Below are 26681 nucleotides of genomic sequence, written 5' to 3'. Positions count from 1 at the left end.
GGGGAATAAATGGAGATTGGCAGAGTTATAGATGCTAATCTCAATCGCTTAAGGGAGGGTATCCGCGTCATAGAGGATACGCTCCGCTACTTTCATAATGATAAAACACTCTCTTCCTTATGCAAAACACTGCGACATAAACTTAAATCTTCTGCTTCACTAAACTTACTTGATTATAGAGATATTCAAGGCGATGTAGCAAAACAAAGTAGCAAAGATGAGCTGTTAAGAGAAAATCTCAACGCCCTTGTTATGGCTAATTTTAAACGCACTCAAGAATCCGCTCGTGTTTTGGAGGAATATGCCAAACTTGCTCCACATCTAGGCGACACTCACACTTTTAAGCAGATTCGCTATGAGCTTTATGACATTGAAAAACAATATTTCCAAGCCTACTGCAACTCTGCCCTATAAAATACGCTCAATCCCCACAAGCCACACAAATTCATCAATACCAAAATCTTAAAGTCAGCTCCACGCCTTAGAATCTAGCTAGATTCTAGCCCTATATAATTTTGGAATGAATTATGGAATTAACTTTGCTACCCACTCCGTAAAATCCATTGTAAAAACTAAAAGGTATAAAATGCGTATTGATATTTTTTGCGAGAGTGGGGAGGGCTATGGGCTAGGGCATTTCTACCGCTCTTTAAAACTCATCGCCATATTTGTAAAATTGACAAAGCTCCCTTATATCCACGCCATTACTTTGCATAATCGCGGCGATTACACCCCGCCATCTCTAAATACTCTGCTAGATTCCACACTTTCACATATTGAGCTTGAGTGTAAAAACTATGAGTGGCTATCCACCCAGCCTGAAATGCTTGAACTTGCCATTGTGGATAGCTATGAGGCACAAGAGTGGTTCTATCATCGTTTAATTCAGCACAGCAAGGCACTCATCTGCCTTGATGATACCCTGCGTGATGTCTATCCAAAGGATTGCTATATTCTCAATCCCACGCCAGATTCTAAGTCGTATTTTAAGGGGTATTCTCACTTGTGGTGTGGGGAAGAATATATGATTTTGCCCCAACATATAGAATCTAAACCATTAGAATCTGCACAAGATTCCAAGCCCACAGCCCACAATCAAAATAAGCAAATCTTCGTGAATTTTGGCGGTGTAGATTTGAGTAATCTCTCCCAAAGATTTATTGATTTACTCGCTGATTTACTTATGAGTGTGCCTGTGGGGCAGTGTCATTTTCATCTCGTGCTAGGCGGTGGCTATCCCCATAAAATCGCCATTCCAAAGCCCCTTGAAAATTTCATTAGTATGTATCACAATCTCACACCTAGCGAGTTTTTACACTTAGCCCTAACTTGCGATTATGCCTTAAGTGCAGGGGGTGGCAGTATGCTTGAATTATTAAGGCTTAAAATCCCTAGTGTCATTTTACAAACTGCACAAAATCAAGCCTTTCATATAGAGCAATGGCAGAAAAAAGGCGTGATTTATCACGCAAAAGATTTGCCATCTGCCCTTGAAACGCTTTTCTCTTGGCAGGAGAATCCCCCTAAGATTCTAAAGCAAAATCTTCAAAATCTAAATCTTGGCTCAAAGCTAGAATCTGCCCTTTTAAGCTTAATTCAAAACCTAGCCACCCCCCACAGCACAGCTCAAAATGAAACAGCTAAGATTCAAGCCCTGCCTTTTCCAAAGCTTAATCCTACGCAATCTCAAGCCATCTTGCAAATGCGAAATCACCCAGACATCGCTAAATGGATGTATGCCACTTTTATTAGCCCAGAATCTCACACCGCGTTTCTAGCAAACCTTGCAAATGATAATACAAAGCGATATTGGCTCTTGCAGGAAAATGATGAGTATATCGGCGTAGGCTCACTCACAAGGATAAATCTCACCCATCGCCACGCCTTTATTGGAATCTATAAAAATGTAGATTCTAGCATTTCACGCAAGGGGGCTAAGATTCTAAAGTTTTTAGAATCTTATGCTTTTAATGAGCTAGGTTTACACACCTTGCACCTTGAAGTATTACAGCACAATACCCAAGCCATAGCATTTTATGAAAAAATGGGCTATACAAAAGAGGGGATTTTGCACGATTTTATACGCGAGATAAAAGATTCACAAAGCATATATCACAATGTCATCTTAATGTATAAGGAGCGTGTATGAAGCCCCCACTTATCATCGCCGAGCTAAGTGCTAATCATCAGCAAGACTTGCAAATTGCTAAAGATTCTATTTATGCCATTGCTAAAAGTGGAGCTGATGGTGTGAAGCTACAAACCTACACGCCCTCCTGCCTAACGCTAGATTCTAAGAATCCGCCCTTTGCCATTAGCGGCGGGACATTGTGGGATAATACCTATCTGTATGATTTGTATAAAAAAGCCCAAACGCCGTGGGAATGGCATAAAGAGCTTTTTTCACTTGCACGAAGTTTAGGACTAATCGTATTTAGCTCACCTTTTTCTGTGGAGGGCGTGAAGCTTTTAGAATCTTTGCAATGCCCTATGTATAAGGTTGCAAGCTTTGAGATTATGCACTATGAGCTGATTGCTGCGATTGCTAAGACTAAAAAGCCTATTATTTTTTCCACCGGCATTGCCACGCACAAAGAGATTGAATCTGCCCTTGCACTTTGCCATAAATATGGGAGCAAGGATATTACGCTTTTGCATTGTGTGAGTGAGTATCCAGCACCTTTGGAATCTGCAAATATCAAAGCAATGCTAGGCTTAAAGCAAAGATATAAAAAATACAATATTAAAGTTGGACTTTCAGATCATACGCTTGGCAGTCTCTGCCCCATTATCGCTACGAGCCTTGGGGCGTGTATGATTGAGAAGCATTTTATCCTTGATAAGTCCTTAGGAGGCGTGGATAGTGCCTTTAGTATGGATAAAGATGAGTTTGGTGCGATGGCAAGGCAAGTCCGCAACACTGCCCTAGCCCTTGGCAAAAAGCAACCGAGCATTGATAAAAACAGGCTTAAAAAACGCAGAATCTTTGCTAGAAGCATTTGGGTTACAAAAGATATTGCTAAGGGGGAGCGTTTCACAAAGGAAAATATTGCGATCTTGCGTCCCAATGGCGGAATGCACCCGCGGTATTTTTCACAGATTCTAAACACAAAGGCAGAGCGTGATTACAAAGCTGCCACACCACTCATAAAGCATAAATTATAACTTTAAGGGTATAATCACCATTTCAAATCCAAAGTTAAAAGGAAGCCTATGTTGCCATCTACTCCATTACTTTTTACGCCCGGTCCTACCCCCGTGCCAGAATCTTTGCGTCAGGCGATGAGTGAGCCTACACTCCACCACAGAACCCCAGAGTTTGAAAGCATTTTTGCTAAAGCTAGGGAGGGGCTTTTAGAGCTTTTAGGAATGAAAGAAGTTTTAATGCTTGCAAGTAGCGGCAGTGGGGCTATGGAAGCTTGTGTGCTGACTTTTAGTGCTAAAAAAATGCTAAGTGTCAATAGCGGGAAGTTTGGCGAACGCTTTGGCAAAATCGCCAAGGCTCATAAGATTCCATATACAGAGATTATAAATGAGTGGGATACCCCAGCGAGTGTGGAATCTGTGCTTGAGATTTTGCAAAATGATAAGGATATTGACTGCTTTTGTATGCAGATGTGTGAATCTGCAGGGGGGTTGCGACACCCAGCAGAAGCCATAACTAAGGCGATTAAGGAGTATAATCCAAATATTATTGTGGTGGTTGATGCCATTACGGCAATGGGCGTTGAAGCCATTGATACAAGTCATATTGACGCCCTTATTGGCGGCTCACAAAAGGCGTTTATGCTGCCACCGGGCTTAAGCATTATTGGGCTATCATCTCAAGCGATACAAAAGATTGAAGAACGCGATGTGGGCTTTTATTTTAATCTCAAAACCGAGCTAAAAAATCAAGTCAAAAACACCACCGCTTGGACTGCTCCAACGACAATTATCACCGGACTTGCGAAGTATTTTGAGCTTGTGTCCCAAAATGAATCGCAAAATGGCGGACAAAGTAAAGGAATGGAGCAAATCTATAAAGATACAAAGGCTAGAAGCCTATCAACGCAAAAAGCCCTAGAATCTATCGGGCTAAAAATCTACCCCAAATCCCCAGCCCTAGCGATGAATACCATTTATGATGAGACAAATGCGGCGAATTTACGCAAAGTGCTAAAGACAGAGTTTAATCTTAATGTCGCAGGGGGGCAGGATAGGCTAAAGACAAGCATTGTGCGGATTAATCAAATGGGGCTTATCCCGCTATCCCAAAGTTTGTGGGTAGTCAATGCCTTTGAACTTGCCTTGCAGAGACTTGGATTACGGGACTTTACAGGTGAAGCAAATAAGGTATTTTTAAAATCTTATTATGCGTTAAAAGCCTAGCCCTTACAAAAATAAGAGATTTAAAAAGTGCCACAAAATACGCACGATTCTATCACCAAAGATTCTATGCAAAATACAGAATCTTTGCATTCACGCTTTAGTAAGGCTTTGCAGGCTCTTACAAATAAAGCCTTAGATTCTAAGCCTAAAATCATCGCTATCCTTGGCTCAAGTGGGAGTGGTAAAACTGCCCTTGCTCACGAGATAGCCTTGCAAAAGGGCTGTGAGATTTTTAGCCTTGATTCTTTAGGGATTTATAAAGGCTTTGATATAGCTTCCGCCAAGCCCACGCCTTTGGAAAAAACGCAGGTGCGTTACCACGCGTTAGATATTTTAAGCCCAAGTGAAAAAAGCAATGCTATGCTTTTTTTTACACTTTTATGCGAATGTGTGCTTCATCTTAAGCCCGATACGCCCTTGCTTATCGTTGGGGGCAGTAGCTTTTTTCTAAAAAGCATTATAGAAGGCTTAAGCCCTATGCCAGACTTGCAATGCTATGAAAAGTGGATAGAATCTCTAGGAAGTTTGCAGGAGTGCTATGCCTTTTTATGTTCCATTGATATGGATTACGCTCAAAAAATCGCCCCGCAAGATACATACAGAATCCACAAAGCCCTAAGCCTCTACAAAGCCACGCAATTAAAGCCTAGCGAGTATTTTGCCACGCATAAGCCTACGCCTTTTCCCCTGCCTTTAGAGATTTTTGCCCTAGATAAGCCAAGAGATGAATTGAGGGCTGATATTTTAAAGCGAAGTCAAAAGATGATAGAGCAAGGCATTGTGGAAGAGATAAAAGAGATTGTAGAATCTTATGGGGAGGGCATACCGCCTTTAAACGCTATCGGTCCAAAGGAATGTTTAGCATTTTTACAAGGCAAACTTACAAGCCTTGAATCTCTAAAACAAGAGCTGTTTTTTCATACTTGTCAATTAGCCAAACGCCAAGCTACCTTTAACCGCACACAATTCCCCACAATCACACTTTTACCAAAACAAGATTTACAACAAGAGATTTATAAAAGGCTTTAGCTTTGCTGAAAGTGTAAGCTTTAGGCTGAATGCGTGGAGTTTGGGTCTATGGACTTAATAAGCTCTAAAATCTCCTTGTGATATAGCTCCTGTTGAGCGAGATTCTCACGCATTTTAAATCCTGCTTCTATAATCGCATATAATTCTGGCTTTGTCGTTCTCCACCGCTGCAATGTGCGTGTCGTGATACGCAAGATTCTAGCTTTGTCTCTTTGAGTGTATTTCATTATGCTTTGCCTTTTAATATTTTTGGCATTTAAGTTAAAACTCTCTTTAAAGCTAACTATGACAATAAATCGTTTATATATAAAAATTAAGAAAATATATCGTATAGTTGCATTTTTAATTTTCAAAACAAGGGGAAAAAATGAAAAAAGTATTTATTACTGGACTCTTGGTTTTTATTATAAATGGCTGTGCGATTTTAAAGCCAACACAGGTAAATAAATTGCAAGATACAAGTATGTATAGGTATGCCATTGTGGGACAAACACAAACATTGACTTCAGGAAGTGGAGCTGTTTATATGGGGTATGGCACAGGTGGAGGTTTTGGTGCTTCTAGTTCAAAAAGTATAAAACCTGCAGATGTGATTTCTGGAATCTTAATGAAAAAAGGCTTTGTTATTTTAAGTAGTCCTAATGACAAACCGACACTTCTTGTTCAGTATGGGCAGGGTGATAAGCGAAATGTATTGGGAGGGCTAGGAGGATATACTTTGAGCGTTACTATTCAAATGTTAGATTCAAAAACACACGATTTAGTTTTTACTTGTAGTGCAGAGGGGCAGGGGGATACTGAAGCTGATGATGTGCGTCAAGCCATAGAACGATGTCTTAAAGATTTTTAAAGTTTATAATTTTATTTGGTTTTTGATGTTTTATTAAGTAAATTGATTAGATTCTAAACTCTTTTATCATTTAAACTTTCCTGCAACTTATACTTTATCTCCGCCATTTGCCAATCATCTGGCGTGTCAATGTCTTGGACTTGGTAGTTTTTTAGGATAATAGCATAAGAATGCGGGGCAAAGATAGGCAGGGCTTCCTGCCACGCCCCCACTCTGCCAAAGTAGAACTGCCCCGCATCGTGATAGACTTGCTCTAAGTCTTGGGAGCGTTTAGCATAATGAGCGGGAAAAAGCATAGCAATCTCGCCATTTTTAAAGCAAAAGCTACGATATGGCGTGTAGTCATACGCCACAGCAGAGAAGCTAAAAAGATAGGCAGAATCTTGTAAGGCAAGATAGCCTAGATTCAGACTCTTAGCACTTAGCAATGGAGCGGTAGGGTAGATGACACAAAGCAGGTCATCTTGGCTAAGATTTAGCATATCTATGGCGTGATTTGCCACATCAGCAGTTGGTGTGAAGTCATCGCTTAAATGCGTTGGACGCATAAAGGGGACTTTTGCTCCATAATCAAGGGCGGTTTGGGCGATAATGTGAGAATCTGTGCTGACAATGACTTCATCAAAAAGCTTAGATTCTAATGCAGTGGCTATGGGGTAGGCGATGATAGGTTTGCCACAAAAATCTTTGATATTTTTATTTGGGATTCTTTTACTCCCGCCTCGTGCGGGGACAAGGGCGATTTTTCTCACTTTGGTTACCTTTGCTTTTTTTATTGCCCTTGTGAAAAAGGGATAAGATTTTAAAGCTTAGATTCTAACAGGGCTTCGCTCCGCTTAGAATGCCTTACTCAAAATGGATAGAGCGATTCTATGCCATCGCTAATGGGCTTTTTGCGATTGGTATCGCTAATGGGTCCTGCTGATGTGTAGGCGATTTTGGCATTAGCGATGTGTTTGCTTTGCACGACATTATCTTTGCTTATGTCAAATGATCGCACCACACCGCTTAATTCTAGAATCTGCTTTTCGCCATCAACTAGCACTTCGCGTCTGCCGTGGATAAAGTAGGTATTATTATCTAAAACTTTGATGATTCTTGCTGTGAGTGTGGCATTTAGGGCTTCATTACGCGTTTGTGTGCCTCCACCTTGGAAGTTTGAAGTGTTATTTGCCTTTGTGAGATTGTAGGCGGCTTGGTCGTTAAGCTCTTGGACTATTTGCTTTTGCTCTTCGTTATTGCCTGTGTATTCAATGGCTGGGGGTGTTACATTCCCGCCACTTGCGCCATTGTAGTTTTTGTTTGTAGTGAAGTTGGCGTTAGCATTTTCATTAATCACAATCGTAATAAGATCATCTGGCTTCATCGCACGTCTATCAGAAAATAGCGGTCTATCCCCACTGCCAAAAAGGCTTCCAGCACGGGGCAATTCTGGGACATCATTATCCGCAGATTCTCGCTCTTCTACCCAATCTGGGGCGTTAAAGTCAATGCTAGGCTCAAAGGCTAAGGCTTTATTTGAAAAAAGGGCGATGGAAAGTATTAAGATTCCAAGGAGCGACATTCCTAAACTTCGTGTAAGCATTTACAATCCTTTGTAGTGTCTTTGCGGTATTTTAAGCAAAGGGTATTCCTAAAAATAGAATCTGCATTTGTAGAAACTCAAGTAGTGGCAAAGCACGACTTTGCCACACATAAAATCAATGTAAGTGCGAAGCATAACCTTGAAAGCGTCATCGGGTGGGGGATTTTTAAGGGGGAGGGGTGATTTCGCATGCAGACGAAGTCAAACCCATTTTACGCAAATTCAAACCCCCTCCCCCTTAAAGAAAAAAATAAGAAGCACTCAAAGATTCTAAAAAATAGAGATACTTGCTGTGTTGAGTATGATAAGGTGGTAGAATCTATTTGAGATTCTAGGCTTTTAAGAATCTAAACTGCTATAATGCCACATTTAAAGGAGAGCGATTATATGAGTGCAAATCTCACACAGGGTATTTTGGCTATGCTGTTTTCATCTTTGCTTTTTGCGTTAATGGGTGCGGAGGCTAAGATTCTATCTCTCACACTACCATCTATGGAAGTGGCATTTTTCCGCTCATTTTTAATGGTGTTGTTTTTGCTGCCGCTGTGTTTTAGCAAACCTATGAAAAAGCCTAGCCATAAAAAGGGCGGCTATGTGTTTTTGCTCTCCCGCTCAATCGCTGGGGGTTTGAGCTTTGTGGCACTTTTTTATAATATTGCGACTATTTCGCTTGGCAATGCCACAGCGTTTAGTCAAAGTATGCCCTTATATGTGGTAGTGCTATCTTTCTTGTTTTTGAAAGAAAGGTTTCATTTAGGCGTGGTGCTTTCTACGATTATAGGCTTTTGTGGAATCTTGCTGATTTGCAATCCAAATTTTAATGCAATGGGGCTAGAAAATGTTATTTTTGGTATTTCAAGTGCGTTATTTATGGCGGTGGCATTTTTGAATCTTAGGGCATTAAAGGATTATTTTAGCTCGTGGGTGCCGGTATTTGCCACAGGCGTGGCGATGAGTGTCATTACACTTATTGTAAGTGTGGCTCAAATCCCACTTTTTGCTGAATCTTGGGCTATGCCACAAGGGATAGATTGGCTACATATTATTCTACTTGGGCTGTTTGGGACACTAGGGCAGCATTATCTCACAAAGGCGTATATGTCCGCTCCTGCTGGTATTGTCGCACCTATTGATTATATGCGTTTGGTTTTTAGCGTGATTCTTGGTGTGTTGCTAGGGGATAATTTACCAAATCTTGCTACAAGCTTTGGCATAATGCTTATTATACTCTCTGGCATTGGTGTTGGGCTGCCTCCATTGCTTGCGGATATGAAAAAGTTACTACACGCTAAAAATACTAAAAAATAAGGGGATAGCAATGCGACACATTTATGATAAGGTTTTAGAAGCAAGGCAGAGATTACAGGGCGTGATAGCTCATACTCCGCTAAGTTATGCACCTGTGCTTTCACAGCTCTCTGTCGGTGAGATTTATCTCAAAAAAGAGAATCTTCAGCTTACAGGAGCGTTTAAGATTCGCGGGGCGTTTAATAAAATCGCTTCATTAGTGGAATCTAGCAAGGCAGAATCTTATAAGGCAGGGCAGATTCAAGGTGTGATTGCCGCAAGTGCTGGGAATCACGCTCAAGGTGTGGCATATAGTGCTAGGCATTTTGGGATTCAATCTGTGATTGTAATGCCTGAGGCTACACCATTATTGAAAGTGAGTGCGACTAAGGCGTTGGGGGCGGAAGTGGTGCTTTGTGGGGATAACTATGATGAGGCGTTTGAAAGGGCATTGCAGATAGCAAAAGAGCGGGATTTGGTGTTTATCCACCCTTTTGCCGATGAGCTTGTCATTGCTGGGCAAGGAAGTATAGGGCTTGAGATAATAGAAGAAAAAAATGACATAGATGTAGTGGTTGTGCCTATTGGCGGAGGTGGGCTTCTTGGGGGTATTGGCAGTGTGATAAAGACACTAAAGCCTAGCGTGCGAGTTATTGGCGTAGTGGCAAGTGGAGCGGACGCGATGAAAAGGTCATTTGTCAGTGGGAAAATTGAAAAAGTAGAATCTGTGCGGAGTATTGCCGATGGGATAGCTGTGCGTGATGTGAATGCGGATAATTTTGCGTTATTACAGCAATGCGTAGATGAGATAGTAAGTGTAGATGATGAAGAGATTGCTAATGCGATTTTATTTTTGCTTGAAAAGCAAAAGCTTGTCGTGGAGGGGGCTGGGGCAGCTAGTGTAGCGAGTGTGTTACATAAGAAATTTAGTTTTAGTCAAAGTGACAAAATTGCTTTGCTGCTAAGTGGAGGGAATATTGATATTACAATGCTCAATGTGATTATTGAAAAGGGCTTACTCAAATCAAATCGCAAGATGAAGCTTGAAGTCGTGCTGGTTGATAAGCCCGGGAGTTTGCAGGGGCTAACGGATATTTTAAGCAAGGTTGGGGCAAATATCGTGCAGATTGAATACGATAGGACTTCAGTAATACTCAAATATGGCGATGCGTTGGTAACAATGGCGTTAGAAACAAAGGGGCAAGAGCATAAGGAGCAAATCCGCCAAAGCCTTAAAAACTATGGATATTTTTTTAATGAGATTAACTAAAAGGCATTTAGATAGACTATGCTAAAAGATATGTGGGATATATACAGGACTTCAAATCTCCGCACAAATGTGCTGTTTTGCTTGATTCTAGGAATTAATGTTGGAATGTTGCTGTTTGCTTGTGGGGATTTGAGTATCCATCATAGGGAAGCTGCAGGGGTGTTTTACTCACAGGATTTACTTTTTGTGGTGGTGCGGTTTTTCCTTGATACTTTTGGGTGGAATGACTATGTTTTGCGTTTGCCTTTGATACTTTTACATATAGGTAATATGTTTTTAATGTATAGAATCTCAAGACTTTATCTTAAAAAGCCACGCGATAGCTTGATTGTAGTGCTGGTGTATGCTTTATTGCCCGGGGTAATGTTGAGTGCTTTGCTTGTGTTAAAGAGTGGGTTTATCATCTTTGTATCGCTTTTGTGCTGTTATTATCAAATGCGTTTTAAGAGAATGCCTTATGTGATGATGTTTGTAGCGGTATTTTTAGATGGCAGTTTTGCGGTTTTATTTTTTGCTTTGTTTTTTTATACATTAAGGAATAAAAATACGCTTGGTATGTTTATCACGCTTGTATTTTTTGCATTAAATATGTATATATTTGGGTTTGATGTTTCAGGCTCGCCACGCAATTATTTTCTGCAGAATCTTGGCAAAATGGCATTGTATTTTTCACCCTTGCTTTTGGTGTATTATTTTTACACGATTGTCAATGCGTTAAAAAAGCAAAACAATATCCTTGTAGATATTGGCGCGACTTCTATGTTTTTTGTGATGTTGCTCTCATTGCGGCAAGATGTGGATTTGGAGAGCTTATTTCCTATGAGTGTGGTGGCATTGCCTGTGGCGATACGACACTTTTTTGCTGATATGAGAGTGCGTTTGCCAAATTTTAGGGCAGTGTATGTGCGGCGATTTGTGGTGATTTTTGCATTATTATGTATGCAAAGTTTGGTGTTGTATGGCAACAAGGTGCTGTATCTTTTTGGTGTGCAAAATCACTTTGCAAGTTCATATTACATAAGCAAAGATGTGGCAAATGTGCTTCAATCTCGTGGAATAGAATCTATCAAAGTGAGTGATTCTAGGCTAGAGTTGGCATTGCGATTTTATGGTATAAAAAGCGAAAAAAACCCCTATTTGCTGCCTATTACTGATTTGAATGAAAGCTATGTAGATGAGATTGATATTGTATATTTGGGTAAAAAGGTGGCAAGCTTTGTGGTTGTGCCAACTTCTTCTGGCAAACCTTTAAGCACAACACAAGCTCATAAAAATAAGCAGATAGATAAAGCTAAAAATCCCAAAACACCATAGGCTACAATGAAGCTTTTTGAATTTCTTATCGCTCTCTCGCTTATGCTTGTGCTCTTTTCATTCCCTTCTATCAAGGCAAATCATAGCCTTGAGAGTGCATATAAAAGCCTTGCTACGCATATTAGAGCCACGCAACTTGCCGCTTTGAGTGATGATGTTGTTTTGATACAGCTTGAATCTGCTAGAGATTTGCTAAGATTCTATCCTTCTAGCAACGCCTTAGCATTAATGCAGCAATATCACAATGCGATGTGGCAGATACAATTTCATCTAGGCAGAATCTACACAACTTTCAGTTATAGCATATATGCGGATACACCACGACACGCTACAAACACAAACTTTGATAGTCGTCCAATGGCGGGAGATATGATTTTAAAAAATATGGATAGAAAATGCTTGAGTGCGTATAATAATACAAATACCGCACAGGAATGTAAGAATAATGCACAAGCAGAGGTGCGTTTGGGTGAGTATTTTGGAATAGAGCAGATGTTTTTAGAATCTGATAGGTTTTGCAGGGAAAATGGCGGAGGGAGAATCTACTTTGACAGGCTAGGTGTGCCATATTGCGGCAAGATTCCAACGCCTTTGCAACAGCCATTTAAAATCACACTACAAAAGGGCAAATATACCAAAAGTCTTTGTGTTATGCCAAAAAGTGGAATTGTTAAGGAGTGCTAAAGCAATGTGAAAGGATGGTGGACGCGCAGAGGATCGAACTCTGGACCCACTGATTAAGAGTCAGTTGCTCTACCAGCTGAGCTACGCGTCCTTATAAAAAAGTGCTTCCAAATTTTTGGAAGTGGGGATTATACAAAAATGAATTTTAGTTTTTGATTAAAGTTTTGAAACAGAGCTTTGAATTTGGTTTGAATCTAGGCTCACAGCCCCTGACATTTTGAGCATTTAACAAAAAGTCGCATATCGTGGCTAATGAGCTTTGCACCAAATTGTTTGGCAATGTCAAGCTGCAAGCGTTCAATCTCATCATCAACAAACTCCACAATATCCCCACAAGTAAGGCAAATGATATGGTCGTGATGCTCCTTTGCGGCTATTTCATAGCGTCTGCCACTTTTATCTGCTTCAAGTGCGGTAATAAAATTTTCCTTTTCAAGAAAGCTTAAGATTCTATACACAGATGAGATACTTGCATTTTTATCCGTTGTTTTGATAATGTTTGTAATTTCTTCTGGGCTTAGGTGTGTGCCGCTTTTATATAAAACAGAGATGATTTCTTCGCGTTGCTTAGAGTTTTTCAAGCCATTTTTTTTAATAGAGCTTCGCAGTCGCTCAAGGATAGAATCTAATGTCTCTACGCGGTGATTGGCATTCATATCATTACTCCTTGATTGGTTTTGTCTCAAGATATTGTTTGATGAGATTCTTACTTTGCTTGGCATTATAGCAATAAAATGCGTAAAAATGCAAATGAGAAATCTTCTCATTAAATTTGATTGGGTGTATGTTTTGTTTCAAAATGTGCATTTTTTAACAAAATGATAAGCGAATGGGATTTTGAATCCATACTTATAAGAATTTGATATTAAATTTATGTGAAAAATGGCACAATACTTGCCGATTTTATTAAAAAACAAGCAAAGGAGCATTGAATGTTTGGTTCTAGCAAGGCATTACAGCGACAAATAATGGAGAAAGATGCACATATTGCACATCTTACAAAGAAGCTTGAGGTTTATGAGACACTCGTTGGATTTTCTCAAGTGGAGGCTATTATTGGACTTAAGGGGGGTGAGATCATCTATCAAAATGATGTCGCTAAGAAATTGGAGCGTATGGAGTGTCTCATTCCACAACTCAATGAAAGTGTGAGTAGTGTTAGCTGTGTCCGCCACGATTATAGCGTAGTAAGCACACGCGTAGAAGATGTGGTGTATTATTCTATCGTTCCACTTGATCATCTTACAAACAATACCACAGGCACTAATCTTTTTGAAGTCTATACAAAAAGCTTAAAAACAGGTGTAACCGAAACACAAACTTCATTGCAAAATGTCCTTACAGAATCAAATGGTGTGGCTGAATATTCTATCAAGGCAGTTGAATCTGCTGAAGATGGCTTGGGTATGAGCACACAAGCACTAGATCAAATTGAGATATTGTATGAAAAAATGCAAGTGGCTTCTGGGCTTGTAGATTCTCTCACACAAAGAAGTAATGAGATTACAAGTGTTATCTCGCTTATTGATGACATTGCCGAGCAAACAAACCTTTTAGCACTCAATGCCGCTATTGAAGCGGCTCGTGCTGGGGAGTACGGAAGAGGCTTTGCGGTTGTTGCTGATGAAGTAAGAAAACTTGCCGAAAAGACACAAAAAGCAACAAAAGAAATTGCCGTTGTGGTTAAATCAATGCAACAAGAGGCAAATGATATTCAAACAAGCACAGAAGAGACAAATGAAGCTACAAGCAATGTAAGAGAAGGGATAATGAAACTTCACGGCATTGTGAATAACCTAAAACTTGATAGTCTTATCACAAAACACAGCACATTTAATCTAAGTAACAGAATATTCTGCGTTTTAGCGAAGCTTGATCACATTGTATTTAAAAATAATCTTTACTCTTATATCTTTGGCTTGGCAGATAGCTTTAATTGTGTGGATCACCACAATTGCCGCTTGGGTAAATGGTATTTTGAAGGCGAAGGCAAGGCTGTATTTGCCAATACGCAAGGTTACAAGGCTCTTGATGCTTTCCATATGGGGGTGCATACAGAGGCGATTACATTAGCACAAACCTTTGCTGATGAGAAACAATCTTGCCCTAAAAAGCTTATTGATACTAAGATTCTAGCGATGGAGCAAAGCTCCGATGGCGTGATGAAAGCTATTGTGGATATGTATAATGAGAAACGCGAAGAAGTGCTAGGCGATATAAAACGCTTGGAGAGTGAAATGATACAAGCTGAACGCCATCGTGCTGCTTTGTCAGGCACAGAATCTTCTGTTGAGCCACAAGCACAAGAGGCTTAAGATTTTTAAGATTCCTAGAGAGTGTAGAAGTTGATGTGGCGTAGAGTTAGAGTTGGGGTTTTTGTCGTATCTATTGTATTGGGAGTGGGTATAGGTGTGTATCTTATCAAGCTTTTTTATGAGGTGGAAACTGAAGTAAGTAAGATTAAGGAATACCGCTTTGCCCTTGCTTCACAGATTGTTGATCGCAAAGATAGGTTGATTGCTAATATTTTCACTGATGAAAATTTTAGATTCTATGCTACATTTGATGAGATTCCCCCTCGTGTTATAGAATCTCTTCTTGCAGTGGAGGATACATTATTTTTTGAGCATATCGGCATTAATCCCGATGCGATTTCTCGTGCTATGCTAAAAAACATTAAAAGTATGCGTTATGTTGAGGGGGGAAGCACACTCACCCAGCAGCTTATTAAAAATATCGCTTTAAGTCCGGAAAAAACGCTTAAGAGAAAACTCACAGAAGCAATGCTTGCCATTCATATTGAGCGACATTTGAGTAAAGAGAAAATTTTGGAGCTTTATCTCAATCGCATTTCATTTGGGCACGGCTATCACGGCATTAAAACGGCGGCTTTGGGGTATTTTCACAAGACTTTGCACGAACTAAGTTTAAAAGAGATTTGTATGCTTGTGGGGCTACCAAAAGCCCCAAGCTTTTATGATCCCACAAAAAATAAAGATTATTCTATGTCAAGGGCGAATGATATTATTGATAGATTATATGACATTGGTTGGATTTCAAAAGAAGAACACGACAACGCCATAAATGAAGTGCCAGATGTGTATAATGAAACGCTCACGCAAAATGTCGCTCCTTATGTTGTTGATGAGGTGTTGCGTGAGTTGGGGCATATTGAGGATTTAAAAACGGGCGGATATTATATTAAGCTTAAAGTTGATTTGGATTATCAGTTAGCCGCACAAGAAGCAGTTGCGTATGGGTATGAAGAGATCAATAAACGCTTGAGAGAGCGATATCCTAAAATTTACAATGATGAAACAATGGACGAAAACGATACGCTTAATGGTGCAATGGTGGTTACAGACACGCACACGGGTGATATTTTGGCGATGGTTGGCGGGGTGAATTATGCTAAGCAAAAGTTTAATCGTGCCACACAAGCCAAAAGGCAAATTGGTAGCTCTGTAAAGCCTTTTATCTATCAAGCGGCTTTTGATAAGGGGGATTCTCCAGCGACCTTTATCCCTGATGTGCCGCGTAAATTTGCTACAAAAGGTGCGGCTGAAGCAGCGGCTGAAGGGACAAAAGAGACAGAATCTGAAGAGTGGCGACCGAGCAATTATTCAAGTAAGTTTAATGGATTTATGACGCTTAAAGATGCTTTGCGGACTTCAAGCAATCTCGCTACGATTAATCTTGTGGATCAAAATCTTGGCTTTGGCAAACTCTATCAAGCCTTAAAACGCGATGGTTTTGACGATCTGCCTGAAAATATGTCTATTGTGCTTGGGAGCTTTGAGCTATCTTTGGTTGAAGTGGCGGAGCAGTATTCAATGTTTTCAAACTATGGCACGATTTTAAAGCCCACGCTTATAGAATCTGTGATTAATAAAAGCGGAGAGAGTATTTATAGCTCTCCTACGCAATCTCGCCATATCACTACCGCACAGCAAGCATTTTTGACTATTGACATTTTGCGTGATGTAGTTAATCGTGGCACAGGCTTTAGAGCGAGAATCAAAGGCATTGAAGTTGCTGGGAAAACCGGCACTTCAAATCGTAATATTGATGGGTGGTTTTGTGGATTTACCCCCGATGTTCAAGCTATTGTGTGGTATGGACGCGATGATAATACGCCTATTGGTCCAACAGAATCTGGTGGTATTGTCTCTCCTCCAGCTTTTGCTTACTTTTTCTCTAAAGTGCTGACATTTGATCCGGGCATTTCAAGGAAGTTTAAAGTGCCAGAAGGGGTAAAGCTAAAAACCCTTGATTATGGGGATTTTTACTATACTGAAAACTCTCCATTACCAAGTAAAAAGCCAATGGCGGTTGATATTGAAGAAGAGCTTTTGTTTTAGGGATTAAATCCATTTTTTACCTAAAACTAGCTACAATACTTTAAAAATTACAAAGGATTCTATATGAGATTAAAATTACAGCACGCTCCTTATATCGCAAATAAAATCAGTATTGACTTAGGCAATTCTCCCCATATTAAACCTTTAGCACCTATTGCCAATATCGCTCAAGTAGCCCTTGAATGCTTGCAGGAGAATATCCAAAAAGAACTCGCCATTGATGAAAAGGTGCGTGAGATTCTAGAAGAGCGAAGTGATGAGATTGAAGATTTTCATATGGACGAGCGTGAGCTTTTTAGAATGTGTAAGCGTCAAGTGGCAAAAGAGAGAAACTTCTATCTTTCGTGGGAGGATAGGTGCAGTGATGTCTCGCATAAGATTCTATCCACTTTAGAATCTAAGGGCTTAATTGCATTTAGCGTATCAGAAACCATTATAAAAAATATCATTTTTAAAGCCATCAATGACTATTCCAGAATCTATGATAAGGCTGAAGATGCCGTATTTGAAAGGCTTAAAAAATACAAGCGAAAGCTTACCTATGGCACGGAAGAATATGAGATTGTCTTTAGCAAACTCTATGAAGAAGAGTTGCGTAAGAAAGGGCTTTTATGAGTGAGCTAAAAGATGTGAGCTTATATTTTGCTAATGGCTTAAGTCTCAAGGCAAAGAGTTTTGGGGCAGAGGGCACATTTGTAGGCGAAGTGGTGTTTAACACTTCAATGACAGGCTATCAAGAGATCATCACCGATCCAAGCTATGCGGGGCAGTTTGTTATCTTTAGTATGCCAGAGATAGGCATTGTAGGCGTGAATGAATATGATAATGAATCTAAAAGTGCATCGTGTGTTGGTATGATTGTATCTTCATATAATGATTATGTCTCAAACTTCCGTGCTCAAGGGAGTTTAGCGGATTTTTTAAAATCACGCAATATTATGGGGATTTGCAATGTTGATACGCGTGGGCTTATCAAGCTTCTTACAAAACAAGGGGCGATGAATATGATAGCTTCCACGCAAATGAGTCAGATTGATGAGTTGCGTGAAGCCCTAGAATCCGTTCCAAATATAAGTCAAATTAATTTTATAGAGCAGGTTTCTACCAAAACGCCCTATACGCACACGGATTCTGTATTTGATTTTGCGAGTTTTGCTTATGTCAAACCAAAAGAGCCTAAGGCAAAGGTCATCGCCATTGATTTTGGTGCAAAAGCTAATATTTTAAACGAGCTTACATCTGTGGGCTTGGAAGTAGAGGTAATGCCTCATACTTTTAAGGCAGATGAGATTGTAGCTCGTTTTCAAAAGGACGAGATTCAAGGTGTGTTTTTATCTAATGGTCCGGGCGATCCACTTGTGCTATGCAATGAAGTGGAGCAGATAAAGTTACTCATAGAAGCAAATATCCCCATTTTTGGTATCTGCCTTGGACATCAGCTTTTATCTATTGCACACGGCTATCCTACGCATAAGCTAAAGTTTGGACATCACGGCGGCAATCACCCTATTAAGAATCTTCAAAGTGGAGCAGTAGAAATCACCGCTCAAAATCACAACTATTGTGTGCCAGAATCTATCAGTGAAATCGCTACAATCACGCATAGGAATTTATTTGATAATACCATTGAGGGTGTGCGGTATAAGAATAAGCCTATTTTCTCCGTTCAGCATCACCCAGAGGCAAGTCCGGGTCCAAAGGAAGCAAGAATCTTATTCCAAGATTTTGCAACTCTCTGTCTGAAGCCACAAAGTTGAGAGAGATTCTAAGCGAGTAAGCTATTAATAAAGCCCACAATATCAAAATACTTTGAAGCCAAGACAATAAGAATAATCGCAGGTGCGATAATGCGAAGTATCCACAGCCACCCTACAAAAAGCCATTGTGGCAGATAAGGCGTCCAAGTCCGTAAGTGATTTGCTCTTATCTTCCAGCCCACAAAGGTTAAAATAATAAGCATACCCACAGGCATTAAAAATGAAGAAGTGATAGAATCTAGCACACCAAAGAGTGGTTGCCCAAAGATTAAGGGTAGCTCCATTTCCGCATTTGCCCAAAGAATGACCAAAAAGCCAAGCACTAAAATCGCTAGGCTTAGGATAAAAGTTGCTTTGATTTGTGAAAAATGACATTTATCACGCAGGATACTCACGCCGGGTTCAAGCATAGACACCGTTGAAGTAATCCCAGCAAACAGCACCGCGATAAAAAAGAACATACTGATAACAGCTCCACTGCCACCTAATGCATTAAACGCTAAAGGCAGGGACTTAAACAACAGCCCAACACCATCGCTTGGCACACCTTTAAAATGATAGATAAAGGTAAAAATCATAAGCCCAGCAACGAGTGAGACGACAATCCCGCTTACCACCACCCATACAGAGCTTTGAAATAGATTTTCATTCTGCTTCGCACTTGCCGCATACACAGCAATCGTCCCCACACCAAGTGAGAGTGAGAAAAAGACTTGCCCTAGAGATTCTATAATCGTTTTTGTGGTGATATTGCTTGGCTCAAAGTGAAACATAAACGCCCACGCCTTGCTAAATTCCGGTAGATTCATCGCATAGACTAAAAGCCCAACAAAAATAATAAACAAAAGCGGCATAAGGATAAGATTGAGACTTTCAATCCCGCGTTTCACCCCAAAGCCCACGATAATACCCGTAATCGCAATAACCCCAAAAAAGCACACACTTTGCCACAAAAGGGAACGCGAGGTAATCTCATTAAATATCACATCAGCTTCATTAATGTTAGTTGGCAGATGAAAGCTCACATAAAAGAGATAATACATAATCCAGCCCATAACAACCGCATAAAAGCTAAGAATAAGCGGTGCGGCAATGGTAGAAAAGCCAAGCCACATAAGTGATGAGCTAGATTTAGAATCTGTGGTATTATGCTCTTGTGTGGGCGTGTTTGGTGGAAGTTTATTAAGATTATTAAGGATAGTAAAATTATCCAAAGGATTGCTTCTGGCCTTATTGCCAAGGAGCATTTCCGCCATCAGCATAGACGCACCAATGAGAATGGCTAAGATAAGATAAAAGATAACAAACGCTCCACCGCCATTTTCCCCCGCCATATAGGGAAACCGCCAAATATGTCCCAAGCCTATGGAGCTACCCAAAGTCGCCAAAACAAAGCCAATCTTACTGAAGTTATTCATCTATTTCCTTTTAAATATGTCATTTTTTAACACAGCATTCTAGCTAAATTTAAGAATCTTACAAGACTTTGTAGAAAAATAACAGGATTTTTGTTTGTGTGGATTATATACTTTGGCAAAGCCCTAGTAATGACATAAGATAGACAAACTTTGATACAACAAGTAAAAGCATTAGAGTGATACAAATCCCCTTAAATCGGGTCCCACTAAAACTGAATCTAGCTTATGGGCTGTGAGCGTGTAGTTGCAATCCCCTCACAAATCGGGTCCCACTAAAACCAAGTATAGCAAGGACAGAAGCAAAGGTTAGTTGCAATCCCCTCACAAATCGGGTCCCACTAAAACCAAGTATAGCAAGGACAGAAGCAAAGGTTAGTTGCAATCCCCTCACAAATCGGGTCCCACTAAAACCTACCAAATAATCATTACTTGCCAAAATCAGTTGCAATCCCCTCACAAATCGGGTCCCACTAAAACTTTGATTAATTAGCTTGCTGTTTCTTCTCTGTTGCAATCCCCTCACAAATCGGGTCCCACTAAAACCATCTTGTAGTGCTGAAGATATAGCTGGATGTTGCAATCCCCTCACAAATCGGGTCCCACTAAAACCATCTTGTAGTGCTGAAGATATAGCTGGATGTTGCAATCCCCTCACAAATCGGGTCCCACTAAAACCATCTTGTAGTGCTGAAGATATAGCTGGATGTTGCAATCCCCTCACAAATCGGGTCCCACTAAAACTGACTTTTCCAAGTCGGCTCTAGTGTGTGCTTTGAGCGTTTTCAAAGCTTGAAATATCCTAAAACACGCAACTCTATCTAAACAAGTCATACCAAAATGTCAAAAAACGCCTAACTAGGGAATGCCACAAGGGCTTTTAATGCCTTAATGATAGGTAAAAGGTGTTAAAATAGAGTAAATCATCTTGGTATTTTATAGAGAATTTTATTTTAGGCTTTATTCTTTTACACATTTTTATAATATCTAATAAAAATTATAAATGAGAGTTTTTGGGTTTGGTGGATTCGTATATGAGGGTTTTATAAGAATTTTAGAATATAGATACTTCGGCAAAAGTCTCAGTATGACAAGGTTTTAAAAGTATGGCAAGATTCTAAAATCGTAAGCTTTAAAAGATGAGATGTGTTAAGAGGGGCAGTCTAAAGGTTTTAAGAGATCTTAAGCTAGGTGGCTAGGCAAAATTAGCATAATGGCTTTGTATTGTATGGGCTTGTATAGATGTGATGATTTTTTTAGGTCTATTTTTTACCACATTTGCACTTGTAGGGGTGAGTAATGCGATTAATATTATTGATGGGTTTAATGGCTTAGCAAGTGGAGTGTGTTTGCTTATTTTAGCTGGGATTATGTATGTAGCCTATGATGTGAAAGATGTAGAGATTTTTTATTGTGCTTTGGTGCTGTTTTTTGGAATCTTGGGATTTTTTGTGTGTAACTTTCCTTTAGGTAAGATATTTTTAGGTGATGGCGGGGCGTATTTTTTAGGTTTTATCTTAGGTATGCTTTTAGTCTTACTCACACAAAGACATACTGAATCTGTAAGTGCCTTTTTTGGATTAAGCATTATGATATATCCTGTATGGGAAGTGGTGTTTTCTATATGGAGAAAGCGATTTAAACGCAAAATGTCCGCTACAAAGCCAGATAAGGTGCATTTGCATATGCTCGTTTTTAAACGCATTACACATTCTAATAAAAATACTTCACTTATTCTCCTTGCCTACAATGTGCCCTTTGTGATGTTGAGCGTATGTTTTTATCAGCACACTTGGCTGCTTTTGGCATTTTGTGGGATTTTTGCCCTGCTTTATGGCTATTTTTATGCAAGATTAATCCGTTTTGGTATGTAATGCTCCTTTAATAAAAAAGGAGAGTCTATGCACTATATTTATTTAAGGGTGTCAAGCCACAAGCAGAGTGTGAAAAATCAATATTTTGAGATACAAAAATGGTGTGAGCAACGCAATATCCACACATATCGCGTCATTGCAGAAACGATGAGTGGGGCTATTAGCCCTGATTATAGACAGCTAGGAATCTTGCTTAAAAAAGCACAGAAAGGGGATTGTTTAATCATCGCTGAAATATCGCGACTTGGCAGGAGCATTTTGCAGATTATGAGTGTGCTTCATCAATGTATGGAGCGGGGCATTACGATTTATTCTATCAAGGAAAACTACGAGCTAGGGGATAATCTCAATTCAAAAGTGCTAGCCTTTGCTTTTAGCTTGAGTGCGGAGATTGAGCGACATCTTATTAGCCAACGCACAAAGGAAGCATTATCTAGGATTAAGAGTGAAGGCGGGAAGCTTGGCAGACCAAGAGGGATAGCACCACTGCAGTCTTTGAAGCTTTATGAAAATAAAGACAGCATTATCAAAATGTATCAAAACCGCATACCAATGGTGCGTATTGCTAAGAGATTCAATGTCAATCGCAAAACTCTAGCTTGTTTTTTGAAGCGATTAGGGTTGTTATAGGCGTTTTGATAGGACAAAATAGCAGAGCATATACAGCCCTACAAAGCCCATAATACCGCAAATCAGCACAAGCGTATGTGCGTGAAAATAAATGCTAAAAATCACTATAGGTATGTGGAGGGCTAGTATCACGCTTGAAGTGCCGACATTGTGGCGTGAGATTTTGAAAATGAGCGTGTGGAGGTGCAAATCATCTGGGCTTGTGGCATTACGCCTTAGCCTTTTGCGTCTCCATATAGAAAACACCACTTCCCATACAGGATATATCATAATGCTTAATCCAAAAAAGGCACTTACAGATTCAGTATGTCTTTGTGTGAGTAAGACTAAAAGCATACCTAAGATAAAACCTAAAAAATACGCCCCGCCATCACCTAAAAATATCTTACCTAAAGGAAAGTTACACACAAAAAATCCCAAGATTCCAAAAAACAGCACCAAAGCACAATAAAAAATCTCTACATCTTTCACATCATAGGCTACATACATAATCCCAGCTAAAATAAGCAAACACACTCCACTTGCTAAGCCATTAAACCCATCAATAATATTAATCGCATTACTCACCCCTACAAGTGCAAATGTGGTAAAAAATAGACCGATAAGGTAGGGCAGAGTGAAACCAAGCGATAAATCTTTCAAATACACATCAATCCACGCACACACGCCAAATGCCGCCACACACTGCATAATGAGACGCATTTTTGGAGAAAGATTCCCACTAAAGTCTTCTATCAACCCACTTGCAAAGATAATGCCACTGCCAAGCAGGATAATCAGCGTTTGTGTGTTTATGCCTAAGCTTATTTGGGTAAAATATGCATACAATATAAGCAAAGCAAAGGCACTAAAGATTCCAATCCCACCAGCACGAGGCGTGGCTTGAGTGTGGAATCTTTGAGGTTTATGCGAAGTGCCACTATCTATAAAAACGCCAAATCGCCTAGAACTGACGATAATCCCAACGCACAACACAAAGCTTATAAAAAAGCTACTCAAAGCCCAAAGAAGCATACCTGTCTCCATATCTCCCCACATTCTATCTTTAGATAAATTTTATACAACAAAGTCGCGGATTATACATAAGCTTTGCTGAATTTCTACTGCTAGGAATTAGGGTATTTTTTATAAAATTTTGCCCTGGGACTGTAACAATGTTGTATGGTTATGTTAGGAGAAATAAAAAGTAGAACCTAGTCAAAAAGTTTTAAAGATGGGCTAGAAAAAGGCTAGATTCTATGGTGGGGGAGCATATTGCAAGGTTTGTTTTTTAAGATTTAGTGTTTTTGCCCTTTTTGTGAAATTCTTATAGTGTTTTTAAATGCGTCATCTTTGTTTTTATGCTCTCTTGACTCATTGTAAGGTTTTGGAGCTTTGGGGTTAGGAGAGTTGTGATGATGATTGCGATGGGGGTTGTTGCCTCCATTATGACTATGGCGTTTGCCAAATTTGCTTTGATTTTCACTTTTTAATTTTGTAAATTCTTGTAGCTCCATATAGTCTAAATATTCATCGCTCGGCATTTGTTGAGAAACTTCTAAAAGGTCTTTAGCACTTTGAGAATTGATAGGATCATCGCCAAATTCTCTTTTCACAAAGTCAATATAGGCGTTTATATACTCTTGTGTATTTAGGCTTGTGTGGAGTTTGATATGGCAGTCGCCAAAGCCATAGGGCTTTGCCCCGCCGATTTTATAATAATACTTATCTTGTAGGAATGTAAGGGCAAGGAGTAGCAAGCCTAACTCTTCTTTTTTGAGATTAAAATATCGGAGTGTGCCTGTGAAAGTCGTGCCTTTATCTAGGGGGATAATGTGTGAAAGTATGTTGCTATTGCCATTGCCCTTGTGATCCATAATATTGTGCCTTGGGACATAGAATTTAAAGCCGCTTAGCTTTGAATCTTGGTCATCATAGGTTTTAAAGAGTGTGTCTGGGGTTTGGTCTATGTAGTAGGGATAGAATGTCAGTCGAGGTGTGGAGAGAATGAGAGATTGTTTAGCAAAGGACTTTGGGCTGCCTTGGGCTTTAAAATGTGAAAAGCTAATGCGTCCTTTTAGGGCTTTATTTTCGTGGCTTTGTGTATCATCTCTCACAAAGCCAAAGATTCTATCCACGCAGTCAAGGTAGCTTTTGTTATATTCTGCTAGGCTTCTTGTGTAGAGGGCTTGTGTGGAGTTATCATAAGGGAGCTTATAGAGCATAGAAAGTCCAAAATGGCGGATTTGATTATTTTGTGTTTTTTGAAAAAAGATAGGCACTTTTTTGCCTTGCTTGATTTCTTGCTTCCACCTTTTTGTCCAATCCTTGCTTTCATTTGGTGTGCCGATGTAGTAGGCTTCTTGGAAAGTTTTGACTTGCTCGTTTGTGAGATTGTGGGTTTGGGTAATGGTGTGCGGGAATATAAACTCATTTTTTTTCTTACCAAAAAAGCCTGTAAGGATTATCGTGCCTTCTTTTAGATGTAGATTTTTATGTTGAAGTAGCTCGTATTTTGCGTGGGCTTGTTTATTTTTGAGATTTGCAATGAGTGATTTGCCAAATAACTGCTCCAATTTCTCGTAAGATATTTTGTGTTCTTTGGTAAGTGTGCCAATCTCGTCTATATACCATTTTTTTGATTTGACATAAAGCCAACCTATAAAAGTTTGATTTTGCTTAATTGCTTTTTTCTTATAGGCTGGATTGTTAATGTCCCTGCAAGAGAGTGTCTTATCATCTAAGCTCATTTTTGAAAAGCTTAGAATCGTAGCGATGGTGCGTATCATACCCCTGATAGATGAGCCGGGGATATAATAAGTGCCGTTGTGGTTAAAAAACTCTTGGGGTTTGTCTGTCTTATCGCTCTTATTTTTACCTGTATCATCTTGTTGTTTGCCCGTGCCATTGCCTACGAAAATGGGGCTTTTAGCCGTAATGGTAATATTGATTTGCCCACTTTGTGAATCTATGTAGGGCATATCAAAGCTTATGTCCTTGCCCTGCTTCTGCCCCCACGATGGATAAAAAATCTTATTATATGTTCGCACAAAGCGATAAGGTGCTGTTATATCAATCATTATTTTCTCCTTTTGTGAATCCGCTAAAGAGCGTGAAAGTAGGCATTAGCACATTAAAATCACAGCAAAGCTCATCTGCGACTTCCTGCCATATTTGCGTGATTTTGATTTGGCTGATGTTGCGTTTATGGGCTTGTGCGTTGACGAGAAACTCCACTTCACTCTTAGCACTCTTTTCAAAGTCTGCTAGATTCTTATCTAGCACATTAAAGCCATTATTGATTTGTGTAGCATTAATGCTTCGCTGTGTGGTGGGGCTGTATAGGCACATTTGGTGAATGAAGTTTTTGCCATTATGCAGGGCTTCCCATTGTGGCAGAGGCTCATTATCTAAAATGATAAAGTCTTTAGAATCTGATAGCTGGATATAGCCTTCAAAAGATTCTGTTAAATTTGCGTAGAATGCTTTAAAATCTGCTTGTGTCATAGTTCTCTCCATTTTTTGTAATACTCCCTTGGAAGTAGCCGTGTCCTTTTGAGCTTGCCCCACCTAGTGCTAAAAGTCCGTTGGCTATGTCGCATAAGGCGTGTTCAAAGGCTTCTAGGGCGGTTTTGTCTATGCCTTTTTCTAGCCAAATTTTGAGCTTGAAAGATTCTAGGGTATCTACCTTTTCTTGGAAAAGTGCGCCATCTATCCCGCCACCGGTGAAGTTGTCAATCTTTATATGTGGGAATGTTTTACCCTTTGCTTTGTTGTAATACATATCTACAAGCAGAATCTTGCCCCTTGTGCGATTAAGCCCCATTCTTTTAATCTTTTTAAGAGTAGCACTCATCAATGACACAAACTCATTAGGGACATTTTCAATACTGCCATAAAGACTTAGCGGAATAACTGCTTCAATCTCTCGCAAACTTCCACTTTCAGCTACACCTTTATCATTTATCTTTGTAGCGGATATAGAATCTACAAGCAAAAATTGATGATTATGCTTTAAAAGCTCCGCCCTTGTGCTAGATTCTATATAAGCATTGCTAAAGTAGCACATTCCGCGAGTTTCCCCCTGCTCCCCGAAGCATACTTTTGCAAACTCTCCCTCCGCATACTCACGCAATAAGCCCTTAAGCGTTTTACCCGGCACATAAGGGAAGCCCTGCCTATCCTTAATAACAGAGCTATCATATTTTGCCCCGCCACTTTGCCCACTGCCTAAATGCCAATAGTCTAAAAATGTGATATTGTGGCTCATTTTAT

The 26681-nt window shown here is 39.8% G+C and carries 27 protein-coding genes, 1 tRNA gene and 1 CRISPR repeat array; of the genes, 18 read left to right on the top strand and 10 right to left on the bottom strand.

Annotated features, from left to right (window positions below; all coding sequences use genetic code 11):
* The first annotated feature begins 9 nt into the window (after window positions 1-9).
* The 5 genes from HCN_RS08970 to miaA all read left to right on the top strand — a co-directional run bounded on the left by HCN_RS08970 (window position 10) and on the right by miaA (window position 5400).
* Entirely contained in the window at window positions 10-414 is a 405-nt protein-coding gene (locus HCN_RS08970) for a hypothetical protein (RefSeq protein WP_002955755.1), read from the top strand.
* A 172-nt stretch (window positions 415-586) separates the two neighbouring features.
* Complete coding sequence (gene pseH / locus HCN_RS08965; RefSeq protein WP_002955753.1) at window positions 587-2149, top strand: UDP-4-amino-4,6-dideoxy-N-acetyl-beta-L-altrosamine N-acetyltransferase; 1563 nt, start codon at window positions 587-589, stop codon at window positions 2147-2149.
* The gene (pseI, locus tag HCN_RS08960; RefSeq protein ID WP_002955752.1) at window positions 2146-3165 is read left to right on the top strand and encodes a pseudaminic acid synthase; all 1020 of its coding nucleotides are present in this window, start codon (window positions 2146-2148) and stop codon (window positions 3163-3165) included. Before pseH ends, pseI begins: the two co-directional genes overlap by 4 nt.
* Window positions 3166-3213: 48 nt before the next feature.
* Complete coding sequence (locus tag HCN_RS08955) at window positions 3214-4371, top strand: pyridoxal-phosphate-dependent aminotransferase family protein (RefSeq protein WP_014667297.1); 1158 nt, start codon at window positions 3214-3216, stop codon at window positions 4369-4371.
* A gap of 27 nt (window positions 4372-4398) precedes the next feature.
* A complete protein-coding gene (miaA, locus tag HCN_RS08950) occupies window positions 4399-5400 on the top strand; it encodes a tRNA (adenosine(37)-N6)-dimethylallyltransferase MiaA (protein WP_014667609.1) in 1002 nt (333 codons plus the stop codon).
* 20 nt (window positions 5401-5420) lie between these two features.
* On the opposite strand, the gene HCN_RS08945 is transcribed toward miaA, so the two are convergent.
* On the bottom strand, window positions 5421-5627 hold the full coding sequence (locus tag HCN_RS08945) for a hypothetical protein (protein ID WP_002955749.1): 207 nt from the start codon (window positions 5625-5627) through the stop codon (window positions 5421-5423).
* 140 nt (window positions 5628-5767) lie between these two features.
* Between HCN_RS08945 and HCN_RS08940 the strand changes: the two genes are divergently transcribed.
* On the top strand, window positions 5768-6250 hold the full coding sequence (locus HCN_RS08940) for a DUF4136 domain-containing protein (RefSeq protein ID WP_014667296.1): 483 nt from the start codon (window positions 5768-5770) through the stop codon (window positions 6248-6250).
* Window positions 6251-6303: 53 nt separating this feature from the next.
* Here the strand turns inward: HCN_RS08940 and pseF are convergent, their stop codons facing one another.
* Together pseF and flgH are read right to left on the bottom strand one after the other, a co-directional pair.
* Window positions 6304-7002, bottom strand: coding sequence for a pseudaminic acid cytidylyltransferase (pseF, locus tag HCN_RS08935; RefSeq protein WP_014667295.1), 699 nt, complete (start codon window positions 7000-7002; stop codon window positions 6304-6306).
* Between the two features lie 98 nt (window positions 7003-7100).
* Window positions 7101-7814 carry a flagellar basal body L-ring protein FlgH gene (gene flgH, locus HCN_RS08930; protein WP_172580141.1) on the bottom strand — a complete coding sequence of 238 codons (714 nt, stop codon included), beginning with the start codon at window positions 7812-7814 and terminating at the stop codon, window positions 7101-7103.
* A 42-nt stretch (window positions 7815-7856) separates the two neighbouring features.
* On the opposite strand from flgH, the gene HCN_RS11500 reads away from it, so the two are divergent.
* Genes HCN_RS11500 through HCN_RS08910 form a run of 6 tightly spaced genes read left to right on the top strand, consistent with a single transcriptional unit; the run spans window position 7857 to window position 12390 of the window.
* Window positions 7857-8018 carry a hypothetical protein gene (locus tag HCN_RS11500; RefSeq protein ID WP_158309893.1) on the top strand — a complete coding sequence of 54 codons (162 nt, stop codon included), beginning with the start codon at window positions 7857-7859 and terminating at the stop codon, window positions 8016-8018.
* 6 nt (window positions 8019-8024) lie between these two features.
* Entirely contained in the window at window positions 8025-8162 is a 138-nt protein-coding gene (locus HCN_RS11495; RefSeq protein ID WP_158309892.1) for a hypothetical protein, read from the top strand.
* A gap of 60 nt (window positions 8163-8222) precedes the next feature.
* Window positions 8223-9143: a DMT family transporter gene (locus HCN_RS08925; protein ID WP_014667293.1), complete on the top strand. Its 921-nt coding sequence runs from the start codon at window positions 8223-8225 to the stop codon at window positions 9141-9143.
* A 10-nt stretch (window positions 9144-9153) separates the two neighbouring features.
* Window positions 9154-10392, top strand: a complete 1239-nt coding sequence (ilvA, locus tag HCN_RS08920; RefSeq protein WP_014667292.1) for a threonine ammonia-lyase — start codon at window positions 9154-9156, stop codon at window positions 10390-10392.
* An 18-nt stretch (window positions 10393-10410) separates the two neighbouring features.
* Window positions 10411-11706: a hypothetical protein gene (locus tag HCN_RS08915; protein ID WP_002955742.1), complete on the top strand. Its 1296-nt coding sequence runs from the start codon at window positions 10411-10413 to the stop codon at window positions 11704-11706.
* A 6-nt stretch (window positions 11707-11712) separates the two neighbouring features.
* Window positions 11713-12390 (top strand): hypothetical protein, encoded by a 678-nt coding sequence (locus tag HCN_RS08910; RefSeq protein ID WP_014667291.1) that lies wholly within the window; start codon window positions 11713-11715, stop codon window positions 12388-12390.
* 15 nt (window positions 12391-12405) lie between these two features.
* On the opposite strand, the gene HCN_RS08905 is transcribed toward HCN_RS08910, so the two are convergent.
* Both HCN_RS08905 and fur read right to left on the bottom strand, forming a co-directional pair.
* Window positions 12406-12481, bottom strand: a tRNA-Lys gene (locus HCN_RS08905).
* Window positions 12482-12590: 109 nt separating this feature from the next.
* The gene (fur, locus tag HCN_RS08900; protein ID WP_002955698.1) at window positions 12591-13046 is read right to left on the bottom strand and encodes a ferric iron uptake transcriptional regulator; all 456 of its coding nucleotides are present in this window, start codon (window positions 13044-13046) and stop codon (window positions 12591-12593) included.
* Window positions 13047-13322: 276 nt separating this feature from the next.
* On the opposite strand from fur, the gene HCN_RS12430 reads away from it, so the two are divergent.
* The 4 genes from HCN_RS12430 to carA all read left to right on the top strand — a co-directional run bounded on the left by HCN_RS12430 (window position 13323) and on the right by carA (window position 18508).
* Window positions 13323-14705: a methyl-accepting chemotaxis protein gene (locus HCN_RS12430; protein ID WP_002955696.1), complete on the top strand. Its 1383-nt coding sequence runs from the start codon at window positions 13323-13325 to the stop codon at window positions 14703-14705.
* A 33-nt stretch (window positions 14706-14738) separates the two neighbouring features.
* Window positions 14739-16751: a transglycosylase domain-containing protein gene (locus HCN_RS08890; RefSeq protein WP_041309552.1), complete on the top strand. Its 2013-nt coding sequence runs from the start codon at window positions 14739-14741 to the stop codon at window positions 16749-16751.
* Between the two features lie 63 nt (window positions 16752-16814).
* Entirely contained in the window at window positions 16815-17366 is a 552-nt protein-coding gene (locus tag HCN_RS08885; protein WP_002955694.1) for a DUF507 family protein, read from the top strand.
* Window positions 17363-18508 carry a glutamine-hydrolyzing carbamoyl-phosphate synthase small subunit gene (gene carA / locus HCN_RS08880; protein ID WP_002955693.1) on the top strand — a complete coding sequence of 382 codons (1146 nt, stop codon included), beginning with the start codon at window positions 17363-17365 and terminating at the stop codon, window positions 18506-18508. The genes HCN_RS08885 and carA overlap by 4 nt, the downstream gene beginning before the upstream one ends.
* Window positions 18509-18516: 8 nt before the next feature.
* On the opposite strand, the gene HCN_RS08875 is transcribed toward carA, so the two are convergent.
* On the bottom strand, window positions 18517-19926 hold the full coding sequence (locus HCN_RS08875; RefSeq protein WP_014667289.1) for a sodium-dependent transporter: 1410 nt from the start codon (window positions 19924-19926) through the stop codon (window positions 18517-18519).
* 243 nt (window positions 19927-20169) lie between these two features.
* Window positions 20170-20667: a CRISPR direct-repeat array (repeat unit 36 nt; unit sequence GTTGCAATCCCCTCACAAATCGGGTCCCACTAAAAC).
* A 503-nt stretch (window positions 20668-21170) separates the two neighbouring features.
* Here HCN_RS08875 and HCN_RS08865 point away from each other — a divergent pair.
* Both HCN_RS08865 and HCN_RS08860 read left to right on the top strand, forming a co-directional pair.
* Window positions 21171-21797, top strand: coding sequence for an MraY family glycosyltransferase (locus tag HCN_RS08865; protein ID WP_014667608.1), 627 nt, complete (start codon window positions 21171-21173; stop codon window positions 21795-21797).
* Between the two features lie 27 nt (window positions 21798-21824).
* Window positions 21825-22427, top strand: a complete 603-nt coding sequence (locus HCN_RS08860) for a recombinase family protein (RefSeq protein ID WP_014667288.1) — start codon at window positions 21825-21827, stop codon at window positions 22425-22427.
* Here HCN_RS08860 and HCN_RS08855 read toward each other — a convergent pair.
* The 4 genes from HCN_RS08855 to HCN_RS08840 all read right to left on the bottom strand — a co-directional run bounded on the left by HCN_RS08855 (window position 22422) and on the right by HCN_RS08840 (window position 26676).
* Window positions 22422-23441, bottom strand: a complete 1020-nt coding sequence (locus tag HCN_RS08855; RefSeq protein ID WP_014667607.1) for a glycosyltransferase family 4 protein — start codon at window positions 23439-23441, stop codon at window positions 22422-22424. The two genes, HCN_RS08860 and HCN_RS08855, sit on opposite strands and share 6 nt — an antisense overlap.
* Window positions 23442-23704: 263 nt before the next feature.
* A complete protein-coding gene (locus HCN_RS08850; RefSeq protein ID WP_014667287.1) occupies window positions 23705-25486 on the bottom strand; it encodes a TIGR03986 family type III CRISPR-associated RAMP protein in 1782 nt (593 codons plus the stop codon).
* On the bottom strand, window positions 25479-25913 hold the full coding sequence (locus tag HCN_RS08845) for a TIGR04423 family type III CRISPR-associated protein (protein ID WP_014667286.1): 435 nt from the start codon (window positions 25911-25913) through the stop codon (window positions 25479-25481). Before HCN_RS08845 ends, HCN_RS08850 begins: the two co-directional genes overlap by 8 nt.
* Window positions 25894-26676 (bottom strand): RAMP superfamily CRISPR-associated protein, encoded by a 783-nt coding sequence (locus tag HCN_RS08840; RefSeq protein WP_014667285.1) that lies wholly within the window; start codon window positions 26674-26676, stop codon window positions 25894-25896. The genes HCN_RS08845 and HCN_RS08840 overlap by 20 nt, the downstream gene beginning before the upstream one ends.
* Between the last annotated feature and the right edge of the window lie 5 nt (window positions 26677-26681).

The organism is Helicobacter cinaedi PAGU611, from assembly GCF_000284635.1.
Taxonomy (GTDB): Bacteria; Campylobacterota; Campylobacteria; order Campylobacterales; family Helicobacteraceae; genus Helicobacter_C; species Helicobacter_C cinaedi.
This window is presented reverse-complemented; position numbering and strand designations above follow the sequence as displayed.